The organism is Hymenobacter sp. FMD4, from assembly GCF_058932745.1.
Map to the genome: position 1 here is coordinate 128,722 of NZ_JBZYWH010000001.1, position 14,339 is coordinate 143,060.

Annotated in this window: 13 protein-coding genes and 1 tRNA gene; 3 read left to right on the top strand and 11 right to left on the bottom strand. The window is 56.4% G+C overall.

Annotated elements, in window-relative coordinates; translation table 11 throughout:
- Positions 1-30 precede the first annotated feature (30 nt).
- From AC5FXY_RS00555 to AC5FXY_RS00580, 6 genes are all read right to left on the bottom strand, one after another.
- A complete protein-coding gene (locus tag AC5FXY_RS00555) occupies positions 31-1,458 on the bottom strand; it encodes an alkaline phosphatase D family protein (protein WP_493554678.1) in 1,428 nt (475 codons plus the stop codon).
- Between the two features lie 137 nt (positions 1,459-1,595).
- Positions 1,596-2,306, bottom strand: a complete 711-nt coding sequence (locus AC5FXY_RS00560; RefSeq protein WP_493554679.1) for a YiaD family glycine zipper/OmpA-like lipoprotein — start codon at positions 2,304-2,306, stop codon at positions 1,596-1,598.
- Between the two features lie 412 nt (positions 2,307-2,718).
- A complete protein-coding gene (locus tag AC5FXY_RS00565; RefSeq protein ID WP_493554680.1) occupies positions 2,719-3,021 on the bottom strand; it encodes a YMGG-like glycine zipper-containing protein in 303 nt (100 codons plus the stop codon).
- A 188-nt stretch (positions 3,022-3,209) separates the two neighbouring features.
- Positions 3,210-3,959, bottom strand: a complete 750-nt coding sequence (locus AC5FXY_RS00570; RefSeq protein WP_493554681.1) for a YiaD family glycine zipper/OmpA-like lipoprotein — start codon at positions 3,957-3,959, stop codon at positions 3,210-3,212.
- A 215-nt stretch (positions 3,960-4,174) separates the two neighbouring features.
- Complete coding sequence (gene accD / locus AC5FXY_RS00575; protein ID WP_493554682.1) at positions 4,175-5,062, bottom strand: acetyl-CoA carboxylase, carboxyltransferase subunit beta; 888 nt, start codon at positions 5,060-5,062, stop codon at positions 4,175-4,177.
- Between the two features lie 144 nt (positions 5,063-5,206).
- The gene (locus AC5FXY_RS00580) at positions 5,207-6,259 is read right to left on the bottom strand and encodes a class I fructose-bisphosphate aldolase (RefSeq protein ID WP_493554683.1); all 1,053 of its coding nucleotides are present in this window, start codon (positions 6,257-6,259) and stop codon (positions 5,207-5,209) included.
- Positions 6,260-6,573: 314 nt separating this feature from the next.
- On the opposite strand from AC5FXY_RS00580, the gene AC5FXY_RS00585 reads away from it, so the two are divergent.
- The gene (locus AC5FXY_RS00585) at positions 6,574-7,551 is read left to right on the top strand and encodes an OmpA/MotB family protein (RefSeq protein ID WP_493554684.1); all 978 of its coding nucleotides are present in this window, start codon (positions 6,574-6,576) and stop codon (positions 7,549-7,551) included.
- A gap of 68 nt (positions 7,552-7,619) precedes the next feature.
- Here the strand turns inward: AC5FXY_RS00585 and AC5FXY_RS00590 are convergent, their stop codons facing one another.
- The 3 genes from AC5FXY_RS00590 to AC5FXY_RS00600 all read right to left on the bottom strand — a co-directional run bounded on the left by AC5FXY_RS00590 (position 7,620) and on the right by AC5FXY_RS00600 (position 10,720).
- On the bottom strand, positions 7,620-8,852 hold the full coding sequence (locus AC5FXY_RS00590) for a hypothetical protein (protein WP_493554685.1): 1,233 nt from the start codon (positions 8,850-8,852) through the stop codon (positions 7,620-7,622).
- A 262-nt stretch (positions 8,853-9,114) separates the two neighbouring features.
- A complete protein-coding gene (locus tag AC5FXY_RS00595) occupies positions 9,115-9,573 on the bottom strand; it encodes a hypothetical protein (protein ID WP_493554686.1) in 459 nt (152 codons plus the stop codon).
- Between the two features lie 7 nt (positions 9,574-9,580).
- On the bottom strand, positions 9,581-10,720 hold the full coding sequence (locus tag AC5FXY_RS00600) for a cystathionine gamma-synthase (RefSeq protein WP_493554687.1): 1,140 nt from the start codon (positions 10,718-10,720) through the stop codon (positions 9,581-9,583).
- Between the two features lie 591 nt (positions 10,721-11,311).
- On the opposite strand from AC5FXY_RS00600, the gene AC5FXY_RS00605 reads away from it, so the two are divergent.
- Together AC5FXY_RS00605 and AC5FXY_RS00610 are read left to right on the top strand one after the other, a co-directional pair.
- Positions 11,312-12,025: a TVP38/TMEM64 family protein gene (locus tag AC5FXY_RS00605; protein ID WP_493554688.1), complete on the top strand. Its 714-nt coding sequence runs from the start codon at positions 11,312-11,314 to the stop codon at positions 12,023-12,025.
- 108 nt (positions 12,026-12,133) lie between these two features.
- Positions 12,134-12,207 (top strand) — tRNA-Arg (locus tag AC5FXY_RS00610).
- Between the two features lie 104 nt (positions 12,208-12,311).
- Here AC5FXY_RS00610 and AC5FXY_RS00615 read toward each other — a convergent pair.
- Entirely contained in the window at positions 12,312-13,019 is a 708-nt protein-coding gene (locus tag AC5FXY_RS00615; protein WP_493554689.1) for a LytR/AlgR family response regulator transcription factor, read from the bottom strand.
- Between the two features lie 57 nt (positions 13,020-13,076).
- The gene (locus tag AC5FXY_RS00620; protein ID WP_493554690.1) at positions 13,077-14,156 is read right to left on the bottom strand and encodes a sensor histidine kinase; all 1,080 of its coding nucleotides are present in this window, start codon (positions 14,154-14,156) and stop codon (positions 13,077-13,079) included.
- Between the last annotated feature and the right edge of the window lie 183 nt (positions 14,157-14,339).

The window sequence follows — 14,339 nt, forward strand, 5'->3', positions numbered from 1 at the left end:
TTGGTCCCAGGTTGCAGCACCGGTTGGTCCCTACTTCAAATCTTTGGAAGCCAATTCCCGCTCCCAAAGCAGTTTACCGGTAGCGTCCATGATTTTTATTTGCATGCGTCGGTCAAAGCGCGGCCCCGTTACATCCACGATGGCGAAGTTGCGCTGCATCACCAAGGTACCGTCCACCCGGCCCGTATTAGCCTCGTCTTTGGCCCCGAAGGCCGGCCCGCTGGTCAGCGGCGACACCGTCAGGTCGTAAAGCGGATAGGCACCGGGCCGCTCCAGTCGCGTCAGCTCAGTGTGGTGCCGATCGCCGCTGAGAAACACCACTCCGGGTACTTTAGCGGCCGCAATAGCTTCGAGCAGCTTGCGGCGCTCCTGCTCGTAGTTGCTGTAATTTTCGAACGCCTTCACTGGGTTCAGTACCTGTCCGCCCACGGCCACAACCTTAAAGGTTGCGGAGCTGCCCGCCAGCGCATCGATTACCCACTGCAACTGCGACTCACCGAGGTAGCTGGCATTGGCTGTTGGCAAGGTATTGGGCGCACGCAGCCATCGGTCATCGAGTAAGAAAAACTGGACGTCGTTCCACTGAAACGTGCCGGTGATGCCGCCTCCGCCTTGTCCGTAGTTGGGATTCGCCCAAAACATCTTGAACGCTTCCAGCGTGAGTTGCTTTTGCGCAAACGAGCGGTCAGAATCATTGGGGCCGTAATCGTGGTCGTCCCAAAGCGCATAGTTGTGCGTGTGCCCCAGCAAGGACTGCATCTGGGGAAGGGCCCGGGTATGAGAGTTACGGTGCACGATGCCCGTGCGCGTGTTCCAGTCCACTTCGCGCAAATAGGTATTGTCGCCCAGCCACAACATGAGGTCAGGTTTCTGCTGGTCGATAGCCGTGAAAATGCTGTAGTTGCTGCCGTAAGGCTCGCCGGGGCGGTCGTACGCTGCCTCGTTTACATACACGCAGCTGCCCATGGCAATGCGAAAATTTGCCGGGTCCTTGCGCCATTGCCACAATTCCTGGCTTTGAAACTCCAGCGCGTACGGCCGCTCTACTTTCTTGTTGTTCAAGTATAGTGCGTATTCATAGCGGCGGCCAGGCTCCACCGCATTAGCTAGCAAGTGTGCCGTTAGACCCGCTTCATCGGTGGTTTCTACCTCGGCGGTACGGTGCAGTTGGTCAGGCTTGCCTTTTTCCCAATACTCTATTTGGGCGGTAGCAGGCTCTGTTGTTTGTACCCAAAGCATCACCTCGCGCATCTCGGAGTAACCCACCATAGGGCCCGAGCGCAACAGACGAATTGGACCGCGTGGCGGAGTCGCCTTCGTGTTGACTTGTTGGGAGGCTCGCGTTGGGGCCGCGGGGGCTGAGGTTGGTTGGGCCAACGCCGGCACGACTCCCAGCCCTAGCAGCAAGCTGCACAAGCTCAAAAAGCCCCGACGCCGCAAGAAGTAGAAGTACGGCATACGCAGTAAATATAGGCTTGTAACCCATCTACTGCCCCTATTATCTTTTTATGAAGTTAACAACAAAAAAATCCGGCGGCCTCCCCTAAGGGAAACCGCCGGATGAGCAACGGGACTGCGGCGTTGGCCGGCCCGGCTTAGATCTGGCCTTTTTCGGCTGCTTTTTTCAGTTTCTCGTTGGCGTAGATAGCTACTTCTACGCGACGGTTCTGACGGCGGCCATCTTCAGTGGTGTTGTCAGCTACCGGCTGCTTCGAGCCATAGCCTTTCACTTCGAAACGCGACGACTCTACGCCCTGGTTCATGGTGTAGTTGGCTACGGCCTGAGCGCGGCGTACCGACAGCGGGTCGTTGATGGCATCGGTACCGGTGTTATCGGTGTGGCCTTCAATCAGCACGTTGGTGTCGCCGTACTTCTTGAGAGTGGTGGCCAGCACGCCGATGTTTTCTTGGGCAGCGGCGGTCAGTTCCGATGAGTTCTTGGCAAACAGAATACCCGAGTCGAAAGTGATTTTGATGCCTTCACCTACGCGCTCTACGCGGGCACCGGCCATATCACGCTTGAGCTCTTCGGCCTGCTTATCCATGCGACGGCCGATCAGGGCACCGGCGCCACCGCCTACAGCGGCTCCGATTACGGCACCGGCTGCGGTGCCTTTCTTGCCGCCAATTACGCGGCCCAGCACAGCACCGCCGGCGGCGCCGCCCAAGCCCCCAATGATACCGCCCTTAGCGGTTTTGCTCATTGGTTTCTTCTCTTTAGTAGTCGTTTGGGCCTGTACCGAAGCCGAGGTCATCAGCAGTACAAAAGCCATCAGTAAGGCGAACGTTGAACGAAGCGTGTTCATAATGTGTGGTTTGGTTCTGGGTTGATTAGTCCAGAGGGGTTGAGTGAAGGTTCTGTCGGAGGAGTACCTCTGGGCTGCCTAGTGGTAGGCAACCACCTTGCCAAACTTATCCGAAGGTGCGTTTCAAGCCTTCCAATCATCTGCTTTTTAAGCAAATAAATTTAAAACTTAGTCCTGCCGATAGTAAGGGCGAAAAGGAAATTAAGGTTTTTAACGGCCGAAGCTATAGCTTCATTGTCTTCTGCGCAAACTGTACCAAAGCTATGCTCCCGTGGAAAGTGAATTGTGGCCCTAAAACGCGGCTGTGAGATTCTTGTTGCCAATTTAAAAGCAAAAGCCCTGCCGTTGCCAGCAGGGCTTTCACTCACAGAATGTTATTCTGACTAACAATACCGGCGCGAACCGGCTTTAATTAGTCTTTGCGCGAGTACTGCTCGTAGCGCTGAGGATCTTTCTTCTTGTCTTTTTTACGTCCGATGAGCGCGCCGCCCACGGCGCCAGCTGCACCACCAACCAGGGCACCTGTGCCTCGGTCGCCTTTACCAGCTACCACGGCACCCGTGACTGCACCGGCGCCAGCACCTACGGCCGCACCTTTACCTTTTTTGCTCCACCCCTTTTTAGGCTGGGTATCCTGGGCCTGAGCCGTGGCGGCCGTGCCGCCAAACAACGCTACCGATAGTACCGCTGCGATGAATGCTTTATGAAGTTTCATGGTCGTTTGCGTTTTGAGTACTCGGTTTAGAATATTGATAAATGCCGAGATTCTTGGACTAAAACGCAAACACCTACACCTTAGGTTACATTGCTTATCGCAGTGCTGGGCATGGGCGAATGGTTTATAAACAAGAAGACCGCGCTGAGGCGCGGTCTTCAAAGCTAAAGCAGGAAATGAGACGCGGATTACAGTTCGCCGCGCTCGGCTGCCTTCTTCATCTTTTCGTTGGCGTAGATGGCCACTTCTACGCGACGGTTGGCTTGGCGGCCTTCAGCCGTGGTGTTGTCGGCAATCGGATCCGTCGAACCCAAGCCTTTAGTAGTAATGCGCGAAGCTTCTACTCCTTGCTGCTGCGTGTAGTTGGACACAGCCTGGGCGCGGCGCTCCGACAAAGGTTGGTTGATAGCATCAGAACCGGTGTTGTCGGTGTGGCCTTCCACCAAAATGTTGGTGTCGGGGTACTTCTTCAGCACTTCAGCCATGCGCTGAATTTCCGTCTGCGAAGCCGGGCGGAGGTCCGATTTATTCGTGTCGAACAGGATGCCGGCGTCGAAAGTGATTTTGATGCCTTCACCTACGCGCTCTACGCGGGCGTTCTTCATGTCACGCTGCAGTTCTTCGGCCTGCTTGTCCATCTTGCGACCGATGATGGCGCCCGTAGCACCACCCACTGTGGCACCAATGATGGCGCCTGCGGCCGTACCCGACTTACCGCCAATTACGCGGCCCAGTACCCCGCCTGCTACCGCACCACCGCCGGCACCGATGATACCACCTTTAGCCGTGCGGCTCATGCCGTCTTTACGCTCCCCAGAGCCGTTGCCAGTAGGCAGGTCGCGGGGGGCGCTCGTAGAGGCGGTGCGCGAAGATTGGCAAGCGCTAAACAGCAGCGCAAATACCACCAGCAGCGAAAGGATTGATTTAAATGACTTCATGTGCTTAAAAGGAAAGGTTGAGAGAGAACAATGGTTGGGTTTCAGCCGCACTTACTGCATTTATGCATAAAATGTTCGCAGCACACCCTGGGGTTTAGTCGTAAGTGCAGCCGTGCGCTATGCGGCTAACAAGAAAGAGCACATCGCAAAAAACCCCGTCTAGAAGCTCAAATAGGCTTCTGGACGGGGTTTACCAACAAGCGTGCCGAAGTATGCTAGTGGCGGTTACCGTTGAGGCTCGGCGTAGCCGGAACCGTCGCGGGCTGCAGCATGGTAAGCAGGTCGGTCAGCCTCTGCTTCAACTGCTTACGATCCACGATGAAGTCCAAAAAGCCATGCTCCAATACAAATTCGGCGCTCTGGAAGCCCTTTGGCAAATCTTTACCAATCGTTTCTTTAATAACCCGCGGACCAGCGAAGCCGATGAGGGCACCAGGCTCCGAGATATTGAAGTCGCCGAGCATAGCATAAGAGGCCGTCACGCCGCCGGTGGTGGGGTCGGTGAGCAGCGAGATGTAAGGCACGCCAGCTTCGGCCAATAGGGCCAGTTTGGCCGAGGTTTTGGCCATCTGCATCAGCGAGTAGCCGGCTTCCATCATGCGCGCGCCTCCCGATTTGCTGATCATCAAAAACGGAATGCGGTGCTGGCGGGCATAATCGATAGCGCGGGCAATCTTTTCTCCCACTACTGAGCCCATGGAGCCACCAATGAATTTGAAGTCCATGCAGGCTACCACCAAGTCCAGGCCGTTGATCTTACCGTGGGCCGTGCGCACGGCGTCTTTCAGGCCGGTGGTGCGCTGCGTAGCACTGATGCGCTGCGGGTAAGCTTTGGTGTCAATGAAATTCAGCGGGTCGCCGGAGGAAAGATTGGCATCGAGCTCCGTGAAACGGTTATTGTCAAACAGCACCTCGAAGTACTCAGCAGAGTCGATGCGGTCGTGGTAGTTGCATTTGGCGCAGGTGTGAAGCATGCGGCGGTGCTCCCCCATGTCGCTCACGGTGCCACACTCCGGACACTTGTACCAGAGGCCATCGGGGGTTTCTTTTTTCTGCTCCGTTGGCGTAATAATGCCTTTCTCCTGACGCTTAAACCAAGCCATTTCTATGTAAGCTATTTGCTATCAGCTGCCGGCTGTTAGCTGATGGTGGACTGAAGGAACAAAAAAGCTGCTGACCGTTGGCCGCGCTTTCTTTATGCAAAGAAAGCTAACAGCTAACAGCCAGCAGCTATTGGCCCTAAAAACTTACGCCAGCGTGATGCTCTCGTCGAGGTACACGTCCTGGATGGCGTTCAGCAGGTCCACGCCTTCGCCGAAGGGACGCTGGAAAGCTTTGCGGCCCGAAATGAGCCCTTGGCCACCGGCGCGCTTGTTGATGATGGCCGTGCGGATTGCGTCCTCGCGGTCAGAAGCGCCTTTGCTTTCGCCGCCGGAGTTGATCAGACCGATGCGGCCCATGTAGCAGTTGGCCACCTGGTAGCGGGCCAGGTCGATGGGGTTGTCCGAGGTCAGCGACTCGTACATGGCCTTGTGCGTCTTGCCGAACTTCAGCGTGCTGAAGCCGCCATTGTTTTCGGGCAGCTTCTGCTTGATGATGTCTGCTCCGATAGTCACGCCCAAGTGGTTGGCCTGGCCGGTGAGGTCGGTGGATACGTGGAAATCCTTTTCCGAAGTCTTGAAAGCGTTGTTGCGGGTGTAGCACCACAGCACCGTGGCCATGCCCAGTTCGTGGGCGCGCTCAAAGGCGGCAGCCACTTCCTGAATCTGGCGGCTTGACTCCTCGGAGCCGAAGTAAATGGTAGCGCCCACGGCGGTGGCGCCAAGGTTCCAAGCTTCTTCCACCGAGCCAAACATGATCTGATCGAACTTGTTCGGGTAGGTCAGCAGCTCGTTGTGGTTGATTTTCACCAGGAACGGAATCTTGTGCGCGTACTTGCGCGCTACCGTGCCGAAAGTGCCAAAAGTGGTGGCTACAGCGTTGCACCCGCCCTCAATAGCCAGCTTAATGATGTTTTCGGGGTCGAAGTACATCGGGTTCGGGCCAAAGGAGGCGCCCGCAGTGTGCTCGATGCCCTGGTCCACGGGCAGGATGCTCATGTAGCCGGTGCCGGCGAGGCGGCCCGAGTTGTAAAGGTGACCTAGGCTGCGCAGCACCTGCGGCGAACGGTTCGACTGCAAGAAGCAACGGTCGATAAAGTCGCCACCGGGCTGGTGAATCTGGTCTTTGGTGATGGTTTGGCACTCGTGCTGGAGCAGCGCTTCTACTTCAGCGCTTACCTGGAGGGTGCTGGTTTCCATGCGTGGGAAGAAAATTATGGTGGGAACAGAGTGGAATGTGAAAGCAAATATAGCCTGAAAACCATTCTGCAATAGCCGGCTTTTATCCACTTACATCTTCCTTTGTTACTGTATTATTACCCACCAGATTGATCTGAAAGGCAAATTGAATACCTCATTAGCCTGTAAACCAACATTGCCTGATCAGCCATCTGATTGGGAGTTAGTGCTCGATGAGTTACCTTGCCATGGTTGTGTGTCCGGCTAAGGAGTCGGGGTCTTTTTGCTCAATTTTGTCTGTGAAGAAGTCAACTCTACCTCTGCTACTCGGTGCAATGCTTACGGCCAGTGTGGCTCTGCCTGGCTGTGTAGCAGCCAAGAAGCACCAAGATTTACAGGCTCGTCAGGAAGCCACTCAACAGGCGCGGGAGTCGGCCGAGCGCCAAGCCCGCGAGGCCGTGGCCGAGTTGAAGAAAGCCACTGAATCACTGACGCAGCTACGCCTGGAGAATAAGCGCCTCGTCAATGATTCGGCGCAGACGGGCACCATCTTGCGCCGCACGCAGGGCCTGTACCGTGAGCTGAATGACAGCTTTGAAAAGCTGCTAAAGAACAATGAGAAGGCATTGGCGAACAAAAACGCCGACTACCAGAAGGTAGCCCAAGACCTGGCCCGCCGCGAAGCCGAGTTGGGCGACCTGGCTGCCAACCTCAACAAGAGCCGCTCGGAAATCGATAAGCTATCGGCCGACGTGAAGGCACGCGAGGCGCGGCTGGTGGAGCTGGAGAAGGCGCTGGCGGAAAAAGATGCTGCCGTGAATGCCTTGCGCGCCAAGGTGAGCAACGCCCTGCTGGCGTTTAAATCCAACGAGTTGCAAGTGAAGGTGAAAGACGGCAAGGTGTACGTGTCGCTTTCGGAGCAGCTGTTGTTTAAATCGGGCTCCACCAAAGTGGACCCCAAAGGCCAAGAAGCCTTGACCAAGCTGGCGGCCGTGCTTAAGGAACAGTCCGACGTGAATGTGGTGGTGGAAGGCCATACCGACAACGTACCCATTCTGCGCGGCACCGCCGGCATGCAGGACAACTGGGACCTGAGCGCCCTGCGCGCCACTGAAATTGCCCGCCTGCTGACCACCGGCGGCGTTCAGCCCGAGCGCGTGACGGCCTCTGGCCGCTCCCAGTACATTCCGGTAGCAGCCAACGACAACGCCGCCAACAAGTCCCTGAACCGCCGCACCGAAATAATTCTGACCCCCAAGCTGGACGAGCTGTTCCAGCTATTGGATGCGAATTCGCAGGCGAAAACGAAGTAGCTACTGGCTTATCTCAAGCACGTGAAACGGGCCACCCAGTACATGGGTGGCCCGTTTTTTTATACCGGTTACAGACTTGCTCTATATTTACCAAAGCTCAGCCTTGCCTTTTCGAAATGCGGAATGGCCATTTGGTATAAGTCCTTTCCCACTGATAGGAGGACTACGGTAAACAAACCCGCGACTAATTGAGGGTTGAAAATCCACAAAGTGGAGTAGTCCGGCAAAGCCAAGTATTGCTGCACCCACTCCAGATTGAGCACGTAGGCGAGGGATGCCAGTACATACGCCCAGTAACGGCGTTGCAGCAAGCTGTAAGCCCCCAAAAACAAGATACACGGATGCCAGTACCGCTCGTGCATCTCGGTGTTGAAGTAGCAGAATAACAGTGGCAGCATCGCACCGGTGAGTATCACTAGCGGATACTCGGCAGAACGGAAGCCAACTCGCTCCTGCACCTTGCGCAGCACCAGTAGCAGCACCGGCAACAGCGCCACCCCAGATGTACCCACAAAGGCTAGCAGCCCCCATTGCTTGTACGTCAACCCCAGCTTTACTAGGGAGTCGCGGGTCCAGGACAGCCCATGCTCAGGCATCAGCAGCACCCATACATTGAAAGTATTGACGGTCACGTAGGGATAGAAGCTGACGTTATGCAGGTTCAGGCCGATGATATCCGGCAGGTAGTTTCGGTCACCGGCCCAGATGAAGGGCGCTAGCACCACCACCTGCAGACCGGCGGCTACTGACACGGTTTGCCAGAAAGCATGCCGGCAGCGAAACCAGTTGGGCAGCCACAGCAGCAGCAGCAGCGGCAGAAAGACGATGGCCTGCAGCTTAGCGTTCAGCGCCAACACGTAACAGGCTGCACTCAAGGCTGGCCGGTGGCGCACTGCCAGCACCACAGCGGCAAACACCAAGGCGGTAAAAATGCCGTCTACCTGCTGCCAGATAAGCGTGTTGTAGAGGTAGCCCACATTCAGCAGCAACCACAGCGAGCCAATGAAACGCTTACGGGTCCCCTTCAAGAAAGAAGCCGCCAGCATAGCACCGGCAAAGTCAAAGACCAACGTAACAGCCTTCAGCGCGTGTCGATGCCGTAAGATGTCTTCTTCGGAACCAGCGAACTGGCCGTACGCCCACAACACGTACTGATACAACGGGTTGTAGTTGTTGCTGGGCAACGCGTACGTGTTGCCCAAGCCCTGTTGAAAAATGTGTGTGGCCCACTGCATCCAGTACCCCATGTCGCCGGAAAATTCGGCTGGGTACGTTGCGGCTAGTAGTAAAATGAATAGCATCGCGTAAAGCGCGATGTACAGCCAGCCCGACGTGCTTCTCCCCTTTTGTTGTTGGCCAGAGCTTCGATCGGTAAGCTTTGAGGAAAAAATCATTGATTGAGCAGGTTCCAGCAGCGTAGGCGAGGTGCAAGTTACTTTAAACCTATAGCTGGCATGGAATGCCGCTTGAGGTTTGCTCAGACGTGACATTCGCGCTAAAACACTGCGCGGCGAAGAAGCAAACCAGCTTCTTCGCCGCGCAGTGTTTTCGGCATTGGATTATTCAGCGCCGTGCAAAGCGCACAGCACCGCTCCCGAAGAGCCGCGCCGTTTTCTCAAGCTGGCGGAAGCTGCTTTTGGCCGGCGACCATTCAAAACCGATAAACTCGGCCGGGAAGTGCGGCTTGCCAGCCAGTTCGGGCATTTGATATTGTCCCGTGAGGGTCACGCCGCCGGTTGTGCGCTCTACCTGGATGATCAAGGGCCAACCCTGCCCTCCCGCCTCGATGCCGGGCTGGGTAAGCAGCCGGCCGTCGCGGCTAGCCTGCTCGTCGATGGCGTACCCGCGTTGCACCAAGTGTAGTGCCAACGCCTGCAGCACCGAATCGGGCGGTGCCGACGTGTAGAGCAGCACCGCGTTGGCTTTCCTGAAGGGCTCCGAAGCTTCGCCAGTGGCTTGCGCGCGGGCTGTGCTCAGAGCCCCGACCCACGCGCAAAGCACCAACAGCAGACGAACAAGCATCAGTAGCCTAGCCCAAGGCTTGCGCCAAGTCAGCAATAAGGTCTTCGGCATCCTCGATACCCACGCTCAGGCGGATAAGCGAATCAGACAGGCCAGCTTTGCGGCGCTCTTCGGCCGGAATGCTGGCGTGCGTCATGGTGGCCGGGTGGCCCGAGAGGCTTTCCACGCCGCCGAGGCTTTCGGCCAGCGAGAACAGCTCAAACTTCTCCAGCACGGCTACGGCATCCTCTACGCGGTCGTGCTCCAGCACGAAGGAAATCATGCCGCCGAAGTCACGCATCTGCTGGCGCGCCACCTGGTGATTGGGGTGCGACTCCAGGCCGGGCCAGTATACCTTACCCACTTTGGGGTGCTGACGCAAATATTCGGCTACCGCGCGGCCGTTTTCGCAGTGGCGCTGCATGCGTACGTGCAGCGTCTTAAGGCCGCGCAGAATCAGGAAGCAGTCCTGCGGACCAGGCGTACCGCCGGAAGCGTTCTGGATAAAGGCCAGCCGCTCGTGCAGTTCGTCATCTTTCACAATAAGGGCGCCCATTACCACATCGGAGTGGCCGCCCATGTACTTCGTGAGCGAGTGCATCACCACGTCGGCTCCCAGGTCGAGCGGCGTTTGCAGGTAGGGCGTAGCGAAGGTATTGTCGACCACCAGCAGGGCCCCGAACTCGTGCGCCACCTCGGCCATAGCCTTGATGTCGATGATGTGCAGCAGGGGGTTGGTGGGGGTTTCGGCCCATACCAGTTTGGTGCGCTCCGTCATGGCAGCGCGCACGGCCTGCACATCGTGCATCGGCACGAACTTAAACTGGATGCCGTACTTGGCGAAGATCTTTGTGAAGATGCGGTACGAGCCGCCGTACAGGTCGTTGGTAGCCACCACTTCATCGCCGGGCTCGAGCAGCTTTACCATCGCATCGATGGCAGCCATACCGGTGGAGAAGCACAGGCCGTGGGTCCCGTTTTCGAGGGCAGCCAAGGCGTTTTGCAGTTGGGTGCGGGTGGGATTGTGCGTGCGCGAGTACTCGTAGCCTTTATGGTCGCCCGGCGAGCGTTGCACGTAGGTCGAGGTTTGGTAGATCGGTGTCATGATGGCCCCGGTGGTGGGGTCCGGGTGCACACCGGCGTGGATAGCTTTGGTTCCGAATTTCATGCGTACTGAATGAAAGTGCAGGGGCCGCAGAGCTGCGACCCATCAAAGGTAACAGGCTGTTTTCAACCCCTCGTCGGCAGCCCTGCTCGGGGTATCGCAGTGCTGGGATTGGTGTTCTAACTGGGCACTCGCCTGAACCGCCTTGTACGCACCTTGTAATGCTTGATGTTCGCGTTAATTGTGCCTTCAGTCGGTGGCTGCGCGCCTATTAATCCACCTGCCTTGCTTAAGGTTCAGCTTTAGCATTGCCTTCTTCCGCTACCCGACTATCAAAATTTAATTGACCGGTGACTTCGACACCATTAACACAAGGGCCCAAGTTTTCTTGGTGTAGCGCATAGCCAGGCAGGTCCATCAACATCTCCGATATCCTCGGCAGTACTACCCAAAGCTTCAAGGCATATAGTTGCCCCCTAACAAAGACGTGCTCAGTCAAACCACTGGAGAATCTCGTGGTGCAGCGGCAACTGAGCCCACCGAAGCGGAGTACGTTCCAATGAAGGAAGTGTAGCTTCGCCTGGCACTTTTTCGTTGAGCCTGTAATCGGGTCGGTCTGTTGGCCGGCCCGATTAGCTTTTGCCGCCTTTGCCCATGCGCTTTCTCCGCGAACTATTCCGCACCAACTTTTCCACCCTGCTCTCCATGGGGCTGCTGGTGGCCATGCCAGTTGTCGGCAGCTCGTCGTTGACGTGGCTGCTGTACCAAAACCAAGCGCTGCTGCAGCAGCTAAGTCCGGTACAGGTGCTGCTGTACTTCGTAGTTATTGCCTTCACCATGGCCTTTGCCCTCACTCCTACCACCTTCGTGGCGCTGGTGACGGGTTTTTATTTTGGCTGGCTAGGCTTTCCGGGCATGGTAGTCAGCTACGCGCTGGCCGCGTTGGTAGGCTATAGCATTGCCTCTTCCCTGGACCACGGCAAGATGACAGCTTTCCTGCGGCACTTTCCAAAAGCTGACGCCGTGATGACTGAGTTGAAAAATGAAAGTTGGCAACTCATTTTGCTTACGCGCATTTCACCGGTACTGCCTTTCGCCCTGATGACCTTTGTACTGGCCGTGATGCGCGTGGAAAAAAAGCGGTTTTTAACCGCTTCGGTGCTGGGCATGCTGCCGCGCAGCCTGTTCTTCTACTGGCTTGGCACCAAGGCTCAAGATGTGTACACTTTGGTGAGCGACCCCGACAGCGGCACCGCCGGCAAGGTGCTGGTGGCCGCGCTTATTGCCATATCGGTCTTCGGTTTATACTGGCTATTCGACCGGGCGCTGAAGCGGGCTTTGAAAAAAACGCAAAAAAATTCCGCCTGACTTTCAACCGCTTGCCCCTAGCCTGAGCCCTTAGCCACCGGAAATATTCGCTTAACATTTGCAGAAGCCAAAATCAGAGCCCTATCTTTGCACCACAATAACGGAAACGGTCACGTAGCTCAACTGGATAGAGCACCTGGCTACGAACCAGGAGGTTTGGGGTTCGACTCCCTACGTGACCACAGGAAAGGCCCTCAGCGCAATGCTGAGGGCCTTTTCCATTTTTAGTACTTATTGGATTGGCTAAGGCGTTAACCTCTTCGTTCGTTCAAATTCAGGCTATACCTTAAGCGCCTGTGCCACGGGCAGAAAGGTGTAGTTGCGGCAGGTACGTCGCACCAATGGGCACGCAAGCACCGCCGATACTAACTTGGTGGCGTTCAATCCTGTCGATTCTATTGTTGGCGACGATGTACGAGCGGTGGATGCGGGTAAACCGATCCGCCGGCAACAGCTCTGTTACTTCCTGAATGGTCAGGCGCGTGAGCAGGCGCCTATCGATCAGCACGAACGTGATGTAGTTACCGGCGGCTTCCAGATACAGGATTTCGTCGAAACGCACCTTTACCTGATCGTAGCCCGTCTTTAGAAATAAATACTCTTTTGCAGCCGGGACTACCAGAGGCTGGCTTTGGCCACGCAACTGTAGCATCTCGTGGGCCTTGTTGCAGGCTTTCAGAAACCGGGCCAGCGAGAATGGCTTCAGCAGGTAGTCCACAGCATCCAGTTCAAAGCCTTTCACGGCGTGCTCGGCGTAGGCGGTGGTGAAGATGATGAGGGGCCGCTTGGGCAGGCTGCTGACAAACTCCAGGCCCGAGATGTCGGGCATGTTGATGTCCAGAAATAATACGTCTACCGGTTCTCGCTGCAGGTACTCCAAAGCCTGAAAAGCATTGGTGAAACAAGCCTGAAGTTCCACAAACGGCACCTTTGCGGCCAAAGAGCGCACTACCTCCAGCGCAAAGGGTTCGTCGTCGATGGCAATAGCTTTCATGCGAAGCGGCTGATAGCGCTTGGTGGGCTTGGATATCGTTGCACGCTAAAGATAGGGCTACAGTTCCACCGTGAGGTGCACGAAGTATTCGCCGAGCGTTTCACGGATAATCAGTTCGTGCTTATTGGGGTAAAGCAAGGCCAGACGCTGCTGCACGTTGGCCAAGCCCACGCCGGAGGGCTCAGGCAGCCGGTCTTGCTCGCGCTGGGGGTGAGTGCTGTTGTACACGTCGAAATAGAGCTTGTTTCCCTCACAGTACAAGGTGGTTTTGATCCAAGATTTGCGCTGGAGGCTGATGCCGTGCTTAAAGGCGTTTTCCACAAAAGGAATCAGCAGCATGGGCGCAATGGCGCTGCCTACGGGCACCTCATCAATGCAGGTTTCGATGCTGATGCCGGGCGAAGTAGCAATGCGCAGGGACTGCAGCTCGATGTAATTGCGCAGGTACTCGATTTCGCGGGCCAGCATGATGCGCGGCTGATGATTTTCGTGCAGCATGAAGCGCATCATGTCGCCAAGCATCTGAATGCCCTGGGCGGTTCGCTCGCTGTTCTCTTGCAGAGCCGTGCCATAGAGCGTGTTCAGGGCATTGAAGAGAAAATGCGGATTGATCTGTGAACGAAGCAAATCCAAGGAAGCGGTAGACTGCCCAAGCTCCTGCTTCAGCCCTTCGATGGCCTGCTGACCGCGTAGGCGCCAACGAAACAACAGCCAGGAAAAAGGCACCGTGAACACGAAGTGAAACAGCGCTTGGAAGCCGCCAAACCCAGCCGCGGTTTCGGGGTCATTGAGCAAGCCCAATACCGTCAGCCCGAGCAACACGGTGGCTAATACGAGCATCAAAATAGAATTCCCCAGGTAGCGGAGAAAGGCGCGCTTGCGGCCGAGCGCCGAAGGAATCAGCCAGCGGCAGGCGAAGCTGTGCAGCACCAAGCCGCTCAGTGCCAACAGGCTCCAAAGCAGCACCATCTCACCATTTCCGCTGACTAGCAAAAGCAGCAGAACGCTGATACCCCAAAACAGCATCCCCACTGACTGGTCGCGCCGGATGCTGGCAGAAGAGGATGGCCCAGCTTCGGCAGCCGGCCACACGAAGGCCCCGACGCGGTGCGCCAGGGACGGTAAGTGGAGGACCATAGGTCAGAGAAAAGAAAAACGATTCGGCTAAGCCTGTACAAGGATAGAGTACCCGAGTTCGTGCTGCCACAACCTGGGACGAATACCCCATAGAATGTGACCAATCATGCCCCGGCTGCTTCTGTGATGCTATCATGAATCACGGCGACCCCGCCAACTCGATTTCCACCCCTCCCGGCGCAT

What these genes read in the sequence shown, in the direction of transcription:
- AC5FXY_RS00615 (WP_493554689.1), bottom strand. Translation starts at nt 13,019, where the DNA reads ATGAAAGCTATTGCCATCGACGACGAACCCTTTGCGCTGGAGGTAGTG.
- AC5FXY_RS00580 (WP_493554683.1), bottom strand. Translation starts at nt 6,259, where the DNA reads ATGGAAACCAGCACCCTCCAGGTAAGCGCTGAAGTAGAAGCGCTGCTC.
- AC5FXY_RS00590 (WP_493554685.1), bottom strand. Translation starts at nt 8,852, where the DNA reads ATGCTATTCATTTTACTACTAGCCGCAACGTACCCAGCCGAATTTTCC.
- AC5FXY_RS00555 (WP_493554678.1), bottom strand. Translation starts at nt 1,458, where the DNA reads ATGCCGTACTTCTACTTCTTGCGGCGTCGGGGCTTTTTGAGCTTGTGC.
- accD (WP_493554682.1), bottom strand. Translation starts at nt 5,062, where the DNA reads ATGGCTTGGTTTAAGCGTCAGGAGAAAGGCATTATTACGCCAACGGAG.
- AC5FXY_RS00565 (WP_493554680.1), bottom strand. Translation starts at nt 3,021, where the DNA reads ATGAAACTTCATAAAGCATTCATCGCAGCGGTACTATCGGTAGCGTTG.
- AC5FXY_RS00570 (WP_493554681.1), bottom strand. Translation starts at nt 3,959, where the DNA reads ATGAAGTCATTTAAATCAATCCTTTCGCTGCTGGTGGTATTTGCGCTG.
- AC5FXY_RS00595 (WP_493554686.1), bottom strand. Translation starts at nt 9,573, where the DNA reads ATGCTTGTTCGTCTGCTGTTGGTGCTTTGCGCGTGGGTCGGGGCTCTG.
- AC5FXY_RS00605 (WP_493554688.1), top strand. Translation starts at nt 11,312, where the DNA reads ATGCGCTTTCTCCGCGAACTATTCCGCACCAACTTTTCCACCCTGCTC.
- AC5FXY_RS00600 (WP_493554687.1), bottom strand. Translation starts at nt 10,720, where the DNA reads ATGAAATTCGGAACCAAAGCTATCCACGCCGGTGTGCACCCGGACCCC.
- AC5FXY_RS00585 (WP_493554684.1), top strand. Translation starts at nt 6,574, where the DNA reads ATGCTTACGGCCAGTGTGGCTCTGCCTGGCTGTGTAGCAGCCAAGAAG.
- AC5FXY_RS00560 (WP_493554679.1), bottom strand. Translation starts at nt 2,306, where the DNA reads ATGAACACGCTTCGTTCAACGTTCGCCTTACTGATGGCTTTTGTACTG.
- AC5FXY_RS00620 (WP_493554690.1), bottom strand. Translation starts at nt 14,156, where the DNA reads ATGGTCCTCCACTTACCGTCCCTGGCGCACCGCGTCGGGGCCTTCGTG.